Annotated in this window: 13 protein-coding genes; all 13 read right to left on the bottom strand. The window is 60.8% G+C overall.

Translation table 11 applies throughout. The features are described 5' to 3' along the window. Positions 1–32: 32 nt before the first annotated feature. The 13 genes from AC1DYW_RS19215 to AC1DYW_RS19275 all read right to left on the bottom strand — a co-directional run bounded on the left by AC1DYW_RS19215 (position 33) and on the right by AC1DYW_RS19275 (position 12,976). Positions 33–320 (bottom strand): DUF2160 domain-containing protein, encoded by a 288-nt coding sequence (locus AC1DYW_RS19215; protein ID WP_477227291.1) that lies wholly within the window; start codon positions 318–320, stop codon positions 33–35. 2 nt (positions 321–322) lie between these two features. After that, positions 323–1,237: a carbohydrate ABC transporter permease gene (locus tag AC1DYW_RS19220; protein ID WP_477227292.1), complete on the bottom strand. Its 915-nt coding sequence runs from the start codon at positions 1,235–1,237 to the stop codon at positions 323–325. Position 1,238: 1 nt separating this feature from the next. After that, positions 1,239–2,105 carry a carbohydrate ABC transporter permease gene (locus tag AC1DYW_RS19225; protein ID WP_477227293.1) on the bottom strand — a complete coding sequence of 289 codons (867 nt, stop codon included), beginning with the start codon at positions 2,103–2,105 and terminating at the stop codon, positions 1,239–1,241. After that, positions 2,106–3,173: an ABC transporter ATP-binding protein gene (locus AC1DYW_RS19230; protein WP_095085036.1), complete on the bottom strand. Its 1,068-nt coding sequence runs from the start codon at positions 3,171–3,173 to the stop codon at positions 2,106–2,108. 9 nt (positions 3,174–3,182) lie between these two features. Beyond that, a complete protein-coding gene (locus AC1DYW_RS19235; RefSeq protein WP_095085037.1) occupies positions 3,183–4,262 on the bottom strand; it encodes an ABC transporter ATP-binding protein in 1,080 nt (359 codons plus the stop codon). A 42-nt stretch (positions 4,263–4,304) separates the two neighbouring features. Beyond that, on the bottom strand, positions 4,305–5,825 hold the full coding sequence (gene glpD / locus AC1DYW_RS19240) for a glycerol-3-phosphate dehydrogenase (protein WP_477227294.1): 1,521 nt from the start codon (positions 5,823–5,825) through the stop codon (positions 4,305–4,307). Between the two features lie 126 nt (positions 5,826–5,951). After that, on the bottom strand, positions 5,952–6,719 hold the full coding sequence (locus AC1DYW_RS19245; RefSeq protein WP_095085039.1) for a DeoR/GlpR family DNA-binding transcription regulator: 768 nt from the start codon (positions 6,717–6,719) through the stop codon (positions 5,952–5,954). A 126-nt stretch (positions 6,720–6,845) separates the two neighbouring features. Next, complete coding sequence (locus AC1DYW_RS19250; RefSeq protein ID WP_477227295.1) at positions 6,846–8,258, bottom strand: pyridoxal phosphate-dependent decarboxylase family protein; 1,413 nt, start codon at positions 8,256–8,258, stop codon at positions 6,846–6,848. A gap of 109 nt (positions 8,259–8,367) precedes the next feature. Beyond that, complete coding sequence (locus AC1DYW_RS19255) at positions 8,368–9,099, bottom strand: proteasome-type protease (RefSeq protein WP_477227296.1); 732 nt, start codon at positions 9,097–9,099, stop codon at positions 8,368–8,370. Positions 9,100–9,255: 156 nt separating this feature from the next. Beyond that, entirely contained in the window at positions 9,256–10,050 is a 795-nt protein-coding gene (locus AC1DYW_RS19260; RefSeq protein WP_477227297.1) for a transglutaminase family protein, read from the bottom strand. 52 nt (positions 10,051–10,102) lie between these two features. Further along, positions 10,103–11,044, bottom strand: a complete 942-nt coding sequence (locus tag AC1DYW_RS19265; protein WP_477227298.1) for an alpha-E domain-containing protein — start codon at positions 11,042–11,044, stop codon at positions 10,103–10,105. 21 nt (positions 11,045–11,065) lie between these two features. Beyond that, positions 11,066–12,478, bottom strand: a complete 1,413-nt coding sequence (locus AC1DYW_RS19270; protein ID WP_167392123.1) for a circularly permuted type 2 ATP-grasp protein — start codon at positions 12,476–12,478, stop codon at positions 11,066–11,068. Between the two features lie 261 nt (positions 12,479–12,739). Then, positions 12,740–12,976: an Lrp/AsnC family transcriptional regulator gene (locus tag AC1DYW_RS19275; RefSeq protein ID WP_095085044.1), complete on the bottom strand. Its 237-nt coding sequence runs from the start codon at positions 12,974–12,976 to the stop codon at positions 12,740–12,742. Positions 12,977–13,127: the final 151 nt, after the last annotated feature.

The following is a 13,127-nucleotide window of genomic DNA, read 5'->3' on the forward strand; positions in this document are numbered from 1 at the left end:
CCGGCACGCGGTCGCTCCAACAGTTTCCCCCTCTATACGTAGCGGAACACGCCGATGGCGTAGACCACGGAGAGAGCGAGAGCCCACCAGAGACTGGGTCCGACAAGACCCAGCCAAGCGAGATGGATAAAGGCGCTGCCGAGCAGCGATAGGAAAAGACGGTCGCCGCGCGTCGTCTCGAAGCGCAGGATGCCGACGCGCGGATTGCCACCCGGCGAGACGTATTCCCACACCGCCATGCCACACAGCAGCAGCAGAATGGTTGCGAAGAAGGCCGCCGTCGGCCACGTCCACGCCATCCAGGAGAGGTCGAAGTTCATTGTCATACCCTCCCCAGGGCGAAGCCCTTGGCGATATAGTTGCGCACAAACCAGATGACGAGCGCACCGGGGATCAACGTCAGCACGCCAGCTGCGGCGAGCAGACCCCAATCCATGCCGGCGGCCGAAACCGTGCGGGTCATGGTGGCTGCGATCGGCTTGGCATCGGTGGTCGTCAGCGTGCGGGCGATCAGCAGTTCCACCCATGAGAACATGAAGCAGAAGAAGCAGGCCACACCGATGCCGCTGGCGATCAGCGGCATGAAGATCTTGATGAAGAAACGCGGGAACGAATAGCCGTCGATATAGGCGGTCTCGTCGATTTCCTTCGGCACGCCCGACATGAAGCCTTCGAGGATCCACACCGCCAAAGGCACGTTGAACAGGCAGTGTGCAAGCGCCACCGCGATATGGGTGTCGATCAGGCCGAAGGCCGAGTAGAGCTGGAAGAACGGCAGCGCGAACACCGCCGGCGGCGCCATGCGGTTGGTCAAAAGCCAGAAGAACAGATGCTTGTCGCCGAGGAATCGATAGCGCGAGAACGCGTAGGCCGCCGGCAAGGCCGCGGTCACCGAAATCACCATGTTCATCACCACATAGGTGATCGAATTGATGTAGCCCGAATACCAGGATGCATCGGTGAAGATGGTGACGTAATTGGCAATCGTCGGGGCGTGCGGATAGAGCGTCAGCGAGGAGACGATCTCGGCATTGGTCTTGAAGCTCATGTTGATGAGCCAGTAGATCGGCAGCAGGAGAACGATGATGTAGATCGTCGGCACGATCCACCACCAGCGCGATTCCTCGCCGCGACGCCGCATCAGCCGGGCGACCTCATCCTGCGACAGCGTGCTGGCCAGTTCTCCCGAAGCTGTCGTCTCGCTCACTCTGTTCGCTCTTTCATTGGCGCCGCTCATCTCAGCGCTCCGCGTCGTAATTGGTCATCACGGTGTAGAACACCCACGACAACAACAGGATGATAAGGAAGTAGACGAGCGACATGGCGGCAGCCGGACCAAGGTCGAACTGGCCGAGCGCGGTCTTGACGAGGTCGATCGACAGGAACGTCGTCGAATTGCCGGGACCGCCGCCGGTGACGACAAAAGGCTCGGTGTAGATCATGAAACTGTCCATGAACCGCAGCAGCACGGCGATCAAAAGCACACGCTGCATCTTGGGCAGCTGGATGTAGCGGAACACCGCCCAGCGCGAAGCGCCGTCGATCTTGGCCGCCTGGTAGAAGGCATCGGGAATCGAGACCAGGCCGGCATAGCAGAGCAGCACGACCAGGCTCGTCCAGTGCCAGACATCCATGATGATGATGGTGACCCAGGCGTCGAACGGATCCTGGACGTAGTTGTAGTCGATGCCGAGCGCGTTGACGTAGTAGCCGAGCAGGCCGATGTCGTTGCGGCCGAAGACCTGCCAGATGGTGCCGACGACGTTCCACGGGATCAGCAGCGGCAGCGCCATCAGCACCAGGCAGACCGGCACGCCCCAGCCCTTTTTCGGCATGTTGAGCGCGATGAAGATGCCGAGCGGCACTTGGATGGTCAGAATGATGAAGGAGAAGATCAGATTGCGGACCATCGCTTCCCAGAAGCGGCTGGAGGACAGCAATTCCTCGAACCATTCGGTGCCGGCCCAGAAGAAGACATTGTTGCCGAACGTGTCCTGCACCGAATAGTTGACGACTGTCATCAGCGGAATGACGGCCGAGAACGCCACCAGCACCAGCACCGGCAGCACCAGGAACCAGGCCTTGTTGTTCCAGGTCTTTTCCATCTATGCCCCCATCTCGACGCGCCAGGAATCGGCATAGATGTTGATGCCGGCCGGATCGAACCGGACTTTCGGTTCGGCGGGTACGCTCTCGTCCTCGCCGATGACCGCCGCGATGTCGCGGCCTTCCAGCTTGGCGCGAACCACCTTGTGGCGTCCGACATCCTCGACCTTGCTGATCGAGACGGCCATGCCGTCGCGGCCGAGCCGCACATATTCGGGACGGATGCCAAGCTCGATGGCGCCGCTGCCTGCCTTCGGCGCGCCCGGCAGTTCGATCCGCTGCGAGCCGAGCGTTGCCGTCTTGCCGTCGATTGCCACCGGCATAACGTTCATGCCGGGCGAGCCGATAAAATAACCGACAAAAGTGTGGCGCGGCCGCTCGAACAGTTCCGCCGGCGTGCCGATCTGCACGATGCCGCCGTCATACATCACCACAACCTGATCGGCGAAAGTCAGCGCCTCGGTCTGGTCGTGGGTGACGTAGACCATGGTGTAGCCGAAGCGGCGGTGCAGCTGCTTCAGCTGTGAGCGCAGCACCCATTTCATGTGCGGGTCGATGACGGTCAGCGGCTCGTCGAACAGGATGGCGTTGACGTCGGAGCGCACCAGTCCACGGCCAAGCGAAATCTTCTGCTTCTGGTCGGCGGTCAGGCCCCTCGCCTTCTTCTTTGCCCAGGACGCCAGATCGATCATCTCCAGCGTCTCGCGCACCTTGCGGTCGACATCGGCTTCCGGCACGCCGCGATTGCGCAGCGGGAAGGCCAGATTGTCGTAGACCGTCATGGTGTCGTAGATGACCGGAAACTGGAACACCTGCGCGATGTTGCGCTCCTGTGTCGACAGGTTGGTCACGTCCTTGCCGTTGAACAGCAACTGGCCATGCGAGGGATGAAGCAGGCCTGAAATGATGTTGAGCAGCGTGGTCTTGCCGCAACCGGAAGGACCGAGCAGCGCATAGGCGCCGCCATCCTCAAACGTGTGATGCACTTCGCGCAGTGCGAAATCGGCATCCGTCCGCGGGTTCGGCAGATAGGAATGCCTGACATGATTGACGTCGATGCGCGCCATATCGCTCTCCTATGCCGCCAGCTTCGGCGCGCTGACCGCGCGGCCGTGCTCGTCGAAAACCATGATGTGGCGCGGATCGATGAACACCTCGACCACCTCGTCGGGCTCGAAATGGCGGATGCCGTGGGTCAGCATCACCCAACGCACATCGGCGAAATCGAGATGGATGAAGCTCTCCGACCCGGTGATTTCAGTGATCGTGACCTTTGCACGCACCGGCACGGCCAAGGCATTGGGCCGTTCGAGCGACAGATGATGCGGCTGGAAGCCGATCGTATAGTTGGCGTCGGCAATGCCCGAGAGCTCGGCCGGCACCGGCAGTTTCACGCCGCCGTCGAGCAGGAAATCCGGGCCCTTCTTGGCGAGCACGATGGTGTTGAGCGGCGGATCGGCGAAGGTCCTTGCCGTCACCAGATCGGCCGGCTTGCGGAACACCTCGATGGTCGGGCCGAACTGGGTGATGCGTCCTTCGGAAAGGGTCGCCGTATTGCCGCCGAGCAGCAGCGCTTCATGCGGCTCGGTCGTGGCATAGACGAAGATGGTGCCGGCGGCGGCGAAGATCTTCGGCAGTTCAGCGCGCAATTCCTCGCGCAATTTGTAGTCGAGATTGGCAAGCGGCTCATCGAGCAGCACCAGGCTGGCATTCTTGACGATGGCGCGCGCCAGCGCGGTGCGCTGCTGCTGCCCGCCCGACAGGCTGAGCGGCGTGCGGTCGAGATAGGGCGTCAGCTTGAGCAGGGCCGCGGCATTGCGCACTTCCTTGTCGATCTTGGCTTGCTCGGTCCCGGCCACCCGCAGCGGCGAGGCAATGTTCTCATAGACGGTCATCGCCGGATAGTTGATGAACTGCTGGTAGACCATGGCAATCTTGCGCTTTTGCACCGGCACGCCGGTGACGTTCTGGCCGTCGAACCAGACCGAGCCGGAGGTCGGCACATCGAGACCCGCCATCAGCCGCATCAGGCTGGTCTTGCCCGAAAGCGTGGGCCCAAGCAGGACGTTGAGCGAGCCATGCTGAAGCGTCAGCGACACGTCGCGGATATGCTCGGCCGCACCGACCGTCTTGGTGACGTTTCTCAGTTCCAGCATGACGCCTCCTCCCAGGCTTTCCGCATCAGCTTAAACCCCTCTTCATTCGGCAGCCGCGACATGCCGCCGGCTTATGCCGCGCATGAATTCATCGAGCGATGCCACCTGCTCGCGGCTAAGGTGCAGGCCGCGCTTGGTCCTGCGCCATAGCACATCCTCGGCGGTGACCGCCCATTCGTTCTCAACGAGGTAGCGTATCTCGGCCTCGTAGAGATCGGCACCGAAATTGCGGCCGAGATCGGCATTCGATTTGGCCAGGCCCAGCAGAACCTGCGCCCGCGTCCCGTAAAGCCGGGTCAGCCTGCGGGCCAGGCGTGCGTCGAGGAACGGATAGGCCGACTTCAGCTTCGCCACTTGCGCGTCGAAGCCGGTGGCCGGGAAATCTCCGCCCGGCAGTGGCGCGTTTCCCGTCCATGGCTTGCCGCGCTTGCCGAGGAAGCCCTCAATCTTTTCCAGCATCGATTCCGACAACCGGCGATAGGTGGTGATCTTGCCGCCGAACGCATTGACGACCGGCGCAGCGCCCTCGCCACCATCGGCCTTGATCACATAGTCGCGCGTCGCTTCCTGCGCCTTCGAAGCGCCGTCATCGTAGAGCGGACGGACGGCCGAATAGGTCCAGACGATGTCCTGCCGCTTGACCGGTTGCGCGAAATATTCGCTTGCCGCTGCACAGAGGTAGTCGATCTCGGTGTCGCTGATTTTCACGTCATGCGGGTCGCCGGGATAGTCCTGGTCGGTGGTGCCGATCAAGGTGAACTCTTCCTCGTAGGGAATGGCGAAGATGATGCGGCCATCCTTGTTCTGGAAGAAATAGGCGCGCGGATCGTCGAATTTCTTGGCGATGACGATGTGGCTGCCCTGCACGAGGCGGACATTGTGCACATCGTTGAGGCCGACCACGCCGGACAGCACGTGATCGACCCAGGGTCCGGCAGCGTTGACCAGCAGCCTAGCCTTGATCTCCTCGGTCTCGCCGGTTTGCAGGTTCTCGATCTTGATCGTCCACAACCCGTTTTCGCGGCGTGCTTCGACCACTTTCGTACGGGTGCGGATGGTTGCGCCGCGATCGGCGGCATCACGTGCGTTCAGCGCCACCAGCCGCGCATCATTGACCCAACCATCCGAATATTCGAAGGCCCTTTTGAACAGCGGCTTCAGAGGTTTGCCGGCCGGATCCCTGGTCATGTCCAGCGTCCTGGTCGCCGGCAGCAATTTGCGCCCGCCAATGTGATCGTAGAGAAAGAGGCCGAGCCTTATCAACCAGGCCGGACGCAAGCCCTTGGCATAGGGCAGCACGAAGCGCATCGGCCAGATGATATGCGGCGCGTTCTTCCACAGAACCTCGCGCTCCATCAGCGCCTCGCGCACCAGGCGGAATTCATAGAATTCGAGGTAGCGCAGGCCGCCATGGATCAACTTGGTCGATCCTGAGGAGGTCCCGCTGGCGAGGTCGCTCATCTCGGCGAGAAACACGGAAAAGCCACGCCCGACGGCATCGCGGGCAATGCCGCAACCATTGATGCCGCCACCGATGACGAAGATGTCCCGGATTGCGTCCAAAAAGCCCTCCCGCGATTTCGCATTGCAGCATTTTTAGGTTTTTACGAAACCGTATCGGGATTATTTCGAAATAAGAACGAATGTCAAACGAAATATCACGGGCGCGTGATGATATGCCGATGCCGCTTAGCCGAGCGACGTCTCGATCAGTTGAACCTCGGCCTCCTGGCAAATCTTGCGCACTGACGGAATGTCGCAACGGTCGGTGATGAAGGTGTTGACTTGCGACAGATGTCCGATGCGGACCGGCGCGGTGCGCTCGAATTTGGTCTGGTCGGAAACCAGGATGACATGACGCGCATTGGCGATGATCGCCTGCGCCACCTTGACCTCGCGGAAATCGAAGTCGAGCAAGGCCCCGTCATGGTCGATGGCCGAAGCCCCAATCACGGCATAGTCAACCTTGAACTGCCGGATGAAATCGACCGCGGCTTCGCCGACCACGCCGCCATCGGAACCGCGCACAACCCCACCGGCGATCACCACCTCGATCGAAGGATATATGCGCATCCTGTTGGCAACATTGATGTTATTGGTGATCACCATAAGCCCGTTGTGATCGAGCAACGCCTTGCTGACCGACTCCGTCGTGGTGCCGATGTTGATGAACAGCGAGGCATTGTCGGGGATCAGCCTGGCCGCAGCGCGGCCGATCGCTTCCTTCTCGTCGGCGGCGATCTTGCGCCTGGCCTCATACTCCATGTTCTCGATGCCGGACGGGAACAACGCACCACCATGGATGCGCGAAAGCAGCCGCTGATCGCACAGGTCGTTGAGATCCTTGCGTATGGTCTGCGGCGTCACATTGAAGTGGGTGGCCAGATCGTCGACCAGCACGCGACCATGATCCTTGGCCATCTGGATGATTTCGGCATGGCGCGGCGACAGATACATGGCAACCTCCCGTTTTCGTTTTTCTTGTCTATAGTCGAAAACGAAAGCAATGAAAAGGTATAAGCCGGCTAATAGAATTTACCTGATCGCAAAGCCAAAGCTGTACGCAACCTCATCAAGGCAGATTCAGCCCATGCCGCGCGCGATTTCGGCGATGACGACGAAGGCGGCATCGACATCGCCGGCAGTCGCCTCGAACTGTCCGACCTGGAACCGGATCGCCACTCGTCCATCGACTCTCGTCTGCGTCAGGTAGATGCGGCCATCATCGTTGATCGCATTGACCAGCCGCAGATTGTGCTCGTCCGCGTCGGCGTCAGTCGCAGCCTTGTGCCGGAACGAAAACAGCGACAGCATCGGTTCGCTGACGATCTCGAAATCCGGCTCCTTTGCCAGCCGCGCGGCAAGGCCTTCGCTCCAGGCGACATGGTTGCGGATCATCGTTCGCAGGCTTTCCAGCCCATGCGCGCGCAGCAGGAACCACAATTTCAGTGCGCGGAACCGCCGGCCGAGCGGCACCGACCACTCGGAATAATTGATGATGCCGTCATGGCCATGGGTCTTCAGGTAATCCGGCTTGATGGCCAGCGTCCGCACATGGCTTTCGGGATCGCGCAGGAACTGGATCGAACAATCGAACTGCGCACCGAGCCATTTGTGGGGATTGAAGACAACGGAATCGGCCGCTTCGACACCGCTCCAGAAATGCCGGTATTCCGGGCAGATCATTGCCGAACCGGCCCAGGCCGCATCGACATGAAGATAAAGGCCATGCCGCCGCGCCACCTCCGCAACCGCAGCGATATCGTCGGTCCCACCCGTGCTGGTGCCGCCGACGCAGGCGATAATGCCCGCCGGCAGCATGCCGGCTTCCCGGTCGGCAATGATTGCCGCCTCAAGCGCTGCCGTGTCCATGGCGCGAAAGCGGCCACCGACGGGAATGCGCACGAGATTGTCCTCGCCGATACCAGACACCCAGATCGCCCGGTCGATCGAGGTGTGCACCTGGTCGGAGGAATAGATGCGCAAGCGCGCCTGCCCCGCCAGTCCCTTTTTGTTGCCTTGCCAGTCGAGCGCGCGCTCGCGCATGGTCAGCACCGCGGCCAGTGTTGCCGAGGAGGCCGAATCCTGGATCACGCCTGAGAAACCTTCCGGCAGGCCAAGCGCCTGGCGCATCCAGTCGACGGTGCGCGTTTCGAGCTCGGTCGCCGCCGGAGAGGTCTGCCACAGCATGCACTGCGCGGCCATCGCCGAGACCAGATATTCCGCCACCACCGAGACCGGCGCCGCATTGGCCGGGAAATAGGCGAAGAAGCGCGGATGCTGCCAATGCGTCATCCCCGGCAGGATCTTCTCTTCGAAGTCGGCGAAAATCCTGTCCATCGGTTCGGCGTCTTCGGGCGGCGAAGCCTCTATGCTCCTGAAAATATCGCCCGGCTCGACCAGCGGTCGCACCGGTCGGTCGCGCAACGTGTTGCGGTAGTCGGCGCCCCAGTCGGCGGCGCGCCGCGACCATTGCCGGAAATCATCGTTGTTCATCGTGTCCTCCCGACAGGATTCCTCGCCGCCGCCCGTCACGGCTGGCACTTCAGGATTTGATATTATTTAACATGTGAAATATATGCAACGGCCATCTGGCGCCGCGCGCCTACCCCGGGAAATCGGGCAGGCTGGCAAAAGCTGTCTTCAGCGCATTCGACCAGCCATCCGAGATCGTGCGGTAATACTGGTCGTCCTGGCCGATCCGTTTCTTCAGCCCAACCTTGAAAATGTCTTTCTCCAGGAAAAGCAGGTCGAGCGGCAAGCCGACCGACAGGTTCGACTTAAGTGTCGAATCGAACGACACCAGAAGCAGCTTCACCGTCTCCGCAAGGCTCATCGTCTTTTCGTAGGCGCGGATAATGATCGGCTTGCCATATTTGGTCTCGCCGATCTGAAAGAACGGCGTGTCGTCGGTCGATTCGATGAAATTGCCTTCGGGATAGATCATGAACAGGCGCGGTTCGCTGCCCTTGATCTGGCCGCCGAGGATGAACGAGGCATTGAAGTAGGAATCCGCCTTCTCGCCCGCGGGTGACGAGCTGGCGATGACCTCCTTCACCGTATCGCCGACCAGCCGCACCGTCTGATACATCGACGGCGTCTCCAAAAGCGTGGCGTGACGATCGGCGATTGCCTTGGTGCGTTCGTCGAGCAGGCTGACCACTGCCTGGGTCGTCGCCAGATTGCCGGCTGACATCAGCACGATGACGCGCTCGCCCGGCTGCTCCCAGACATGCATCTTGCGGAAGGTGGAAATCGAATCCATGCCGGCATTGGTGCGCGTGTCCGACATGAACACGAGCCCGCGATCAATCTTCAGGCCGACGCAATAGGTCATGGAATCTCTTCTAGAGCGATTCATCGTTTCACGGAAACGCAGAACCGCTCTATCTCCTTGTTTCGACGCAATTCCCAAGGGAAAGCGCTATGCGCTTTTCCCGGGAAAACCGTTTCACGCTTTTCCTGGAATTGCTCCGGCAGCAATCCTGGCGGATTACTGCTCCACCGTGACGGTGACCGCAAGCTGTTCTTCCGCCTGTCCCAGCCGAATTCCCGACACCGGCGTGGCGTCGCGATAGTCGCGACCGGTTGCCACTTTTACATAGCGCTCGTCTGGAGAGATGCCGTTTGCGGCATCGAAGGCGACCCAGCCCAGACCCGCAACATGCGCTTCGGCCCAAGCATGGCTTGCGGCCTGCTCGACGGCGGCATCCAGCATCAGATACCCGCTGATATAGCGGGCAGGAAAGCCCATGGCGCGCGCCGCAGCGGCAAAGATATGGGTGTGATCCTGGCAGACACCGGTCTTCAGCGCCAAGGCTTCTTCTGCCGGCGTCGCCGCATTGGTGGTGCCGGGCGTGTAGGCGACGCGATCGCCGATGACAGCCATCAGCCGGTGCAGCCTTTCGATGTCGGTGCCCTTACCGACGGATGCGGCGAGCTCGCGAACACCGCTGCCGATAGCAGTCAAGGGCGTTTCATGGCTGTACAGCCAGAGCGGCGTAAAACCCTGGTGTGGTCCGGAGACGCCCGCAGTGTCGCGCGTCACCACTTCGCCGGCCGCTTCCACGGTGATAAAGTCGCGCTCGCCCTCGACGCTCAACAGCCTGGTGTCGTTGCCGAAATGGTCGACAAAGCGAACCTCCTCGCGCGCACCCTCGATGGCCAGTGCCCAGGACAAAACGGTCTGCGTCGATCCGCTGACAGGAAGCAGTCGCAGCCGCTGCAGCAGATAGTGCACCGGTGCATCGTAGCGGTATTCGGTCCTGTGGGTGATCTTCAGCCGCATGCACTATGTCCCGCTTGTGAGCATGCTCTTGTCCCACTTTTCGCGATCATGCTCAATTGAACCGGTAGTCCTGCGCGATCTCGTCGCCGAGCCTGGTGTTGTCGCGAATGAAATTGGCCAGGAATTCATGCAGGCCGGTGTCGAATATGTCCTTGATCGACCCGGCTCTCAGCATGGCCTGCGTCTTGTCGGCCGTCGCATGGCAGGCATGACGCTCGCCGTAGTCGTCGCCGAGGAATTTCAGATGTTCGGCGAGGAAGCGGTAGCAGAAGGTCAGCGAACGCGGCATGCGGACATTGAGGATCAGATAGTCGGCAATGTTGGTCGGCTTGTAGTCTGCGTCATAGACCCAGCGGTAGGAGCGGTGCGCCGACACCGAGCGCAGGATCGATTCCCACTGGTAGTTGTCGAGTGTCGAGCCAACCCAGGAAATCGACGGCAACAGCACGTAGTATTTCACGTCGAGGATGCGCGCCGTGTTGTCGGCGCGCTCGACATAGGTGCCGAGCTGCGAGAAATCGAAGATCTCGTTACGCAGCATGGTGCCGTAGAACGAGCCGCGGATCAGCGCCGTCTCGCGCTTGATCGCATCGAGCACGCTCGGCAGGTCGCGTTCGTCGATCGGCCTTGCTAGCATCCGCTTCAGCGACATCCAGGCTTCGTTGATGCTTTCCCACGTCTCGCGCGTCAGCGCGGTGCGCACCATGCGGGCATTGTTGCGGGCCGTCTCGATCGCCGCCATCGTGCTCGACGGGTTCGACGTGTCGCGCAACAGGAAGTCGGCGACATTGGCGGCGGTATAATCCTGGTATTTCTGCGTGAAGGCGACGTCGGAGCCGGCGCTGAGCAGCACCGAATTCCATTCCTCCGAGGCGCTCTGGGTCCGGGTCAGCGCCATGCGCAGCCCGGCATCGACAAGGCGCGCCATGTTTTCGGCCCGCTCGATATAGCGGTTCATCCAATAGAGCCCGTTGGCGGTGCGGCCTAAAAGCATCAAAAACCCTTCAAGTGAAAATCAATCATCCAGCACCCACGTATCCTTGGTGCCGCCGCCTTGCGAGGAATTGACGACCAGCGACCCTTCCTTCAGCGCGACGCGCGTCAGCCCTCCGGGTACGATCTGGATGCGGTCGGAAACCAGCACATAGGGTCTGAGATCGACGTGGCGCGGCGCCAGGCCCTTGTCAGTCAGGATCGGGCAAGTCGACAGCGCCAGCGTCGGCTGGGCGATGTAGTTCGACGGTTTTGCCGCGAGTTTCTTGGAAAAATCCTCGCACTCCTTCTTGGTCGCCGCCGGCCCGACCAGCATGCCGTAGCCGCCGGAACCGTGGACCTCCTTGATCACCAGTTCGTCGATGTGCTCGAGCACGTATTTCAGGCTGTCCGGCTCCGAGCAGCGCCAGGTCGGAATGTTGCCGAGTATCGCCTTGCGGCCGGTGTAGAATTCGACGATCTCGGGCATGTAGGAGTAGATCGCCTTGTCGTCGGCAATGCCGGTTCCCGGCGCATTGGCAATGGTGATGTTTCCGGCACGGTAGACGTCCATGATGCCGGGTATGCCAAGTGCCGAGTCCGGCCGGAAGGTCAGCGGATCGAGGAAAGAATCGTCGACGCGGCGGTAAAGCACATCGATCTGCTTGTAGCCTTCGGTGGTGCGCATCGCGACATGGCCGTCGACAACGCGCAGATCCTGACCTTCGACAAGCTGCACGCCCATCTGGTCGGCAAGGAAGGCGTGTTCGAAATAGGCGGAGTTGAAGCTGCCGGGCGTCAGCACGGCGATCGTCGGCGTGCCCTTGGTGCTCTGCGGCCGCACCGCCGCCAGCGACTGCCGCAGGAGCTGCGGATAGTTTTCCACCGGCCGCACCTTGATCTTCTGGAACAGCTCGGGGAACAGCTGCATCATCGTCTCGCGGTTCTCCAGCATGTAGGAGACACCCGACGGCGTGCGCGCATTGTCCTCCAGCACGTAGAATTCGTCCTCGCTGATGCGGACAATATCGACCCCGATGATGTGGGTGTAGACGCCGGCAGGTGGCCTGACCCCGATCATTTCCGGCAAGAACGCTTCGTTCTTGGCGATCAATTCCCTGGGAACGCGCCCTGCCCGCAGGATCTCCTGGCGATGGTAGATATCGTCGAGGAAGGCATTCAGCGCCTGCACGCGCTGTTCGATGCCTTGCGTCAGGCGCCGCCATTCATTGCCCGAGATGATGCGGGGAACGATGTCGAACGGGATCAGCCGCTCGGAAGCTTCCTGCTCGCCATAGACGGCGAAGGTGATGCCGGTCTTGCGGAAGACGCGTTCGGCGTCCTGCATCTTCTCGGTAAGCCTGGCCGGATCCTGCTCCTTCAGCCAGCGATCATAAGCCGAATACGGTCTTCTCAATCCGGAGACTTCCGGAAGCATTTCATCGAACGCTGCCAATCGCATACTCCCCTGTGACACCATTTCACTGGCGTCGCCGGAGAAAATCAAGCGCAATCGGTGATTTGAGGGAGTTGGACGACCAGTATGTGGCGGCTGCCCAAAATTAAGGCAGCTGAAATATGCCCTTGGTCAGGCTTTGCCTCGTGGCCGGGCAGGCGCGTTTAGAAGCTGAAGCATGGTTCCAAAAAGTCGAATCCAGCTTAGGAGAAGGTCACGCTCAAACACCCCATCCCGATTCTATCGGGGATGGAACGGGCTCTAGAAGGCGCGGAACGTGACGACGGTGAATGTGTCCTTGATACCGGGGAGAATCTGCACCTTCTCGTTGACGAAATGGCCGACATCTTCCTCGTCGTCGACGTAGAATTTGGCGAGCAGATCGTAATTGCCGGCAGTCGAGTAGATTTCCGAGGCGATCTCGGCATCGGCAAGCGCGCTGGCAACCTCATAGGATTTGCCAAGCTCGCATTTGATCTGCACGAAAAACGCCCTCATGGCTTCGTCCCTAAACGTCCAAGTCCAAGCGGCCCTTCTGACAGACTGGAGGCGGGCTTTCAAGCGCCGGATGAATGCTCAGCCGGCTCGGGCCTGGGCTAAGACTTCCCGCAGCGCGCGCGGGGCGACACGAATGTTCGCCACCGATGAA

Source organism: Mesorhizobium sp. P2_D5, assembly GCF_056404355.1.

Bases quoted from the DNA above. Each gene is read 5' to 3' on its own strand.
- AC1DYW_RS19215 (WP_477227291.1), bottom strand. From the start codon at position 320: ATGAACTTCGACCTCTCCTGGATGGCGTGGACGTGGCCGACGGCGGCC.
- AC1DYW_RS19220 (WP_477227292.1), bottom strand. From the start codon at position 1,237: ATGAGCGGCGCCAATGAAAGAGCGAACAGAGTGAGCGAGACGACAGCT.
- AC1DYW_RS19225 (WP_477227293.1), bottom strand. From the start codon at position 2,105: ATGGAAAAGACCTGGAACAACAAGGCCTGGTTCCTGGTGCTGCCGGTG.
- AC1DYW_RS19230 (WP_095085036.1), bottom strand. From the start codon at position 3,173: ATGGCGCGCATCGACGTCAATCATGTCAGGCATTCCTATCTGCCGAAC.
- AC1DYW_RS19235 (WP_095085037.1), bottom strand. From the start codon at position 4,262: ATGCTGGAACTGAGAAACGTCACCAAGACGGTCGGTGCGGCCGAGCAT.
- AC1DYW_RS19245 (WP_095085039.1), bottom strand. From the start codon at position 6,719: ATGTATCTGTCGCCGCGCCATGCCGAAATCATCCAGATGGCCAAGGAT.
- AC1DYW_RS19250 (WP_477227295.1), bottom strand. From the start codon at position 8,258: ATGAACAACGATGATTTCCGGCAATGGTCGCGGCGCGCCGCCGACTGG.
- AC1DYW_RS19255 (WP_477227296.1), bottom strand. From the start codon at position 9,099: ATGACCTATTGCGTCGGCCTGAAGATTGATCGCGGGCTCGTGTTCATG.
- AC1DYW_RS19260 (WP_477227297.1), bottom strand. From the start codon at position 10,050: ATGCGGCTGAAGATCACCCACAGGACCGAATACCGCTACGATGCACCG.
- AC1DYW_RS19265 (WP_477227298.1), bottom strand. From the start codon at position 11,044: ATGCTTTTAGGCCGCACCGCCAACGGGCTCTATTGGATGAACCGCTAT.
- AC1DYW_RS19275 (WP_095085044.1), bottom strand. From the start codon at position 12,976: ATGAGGGCGTTTTTCGTGCAGATCAAATGCGAGCTTGGCAAATCCTAT.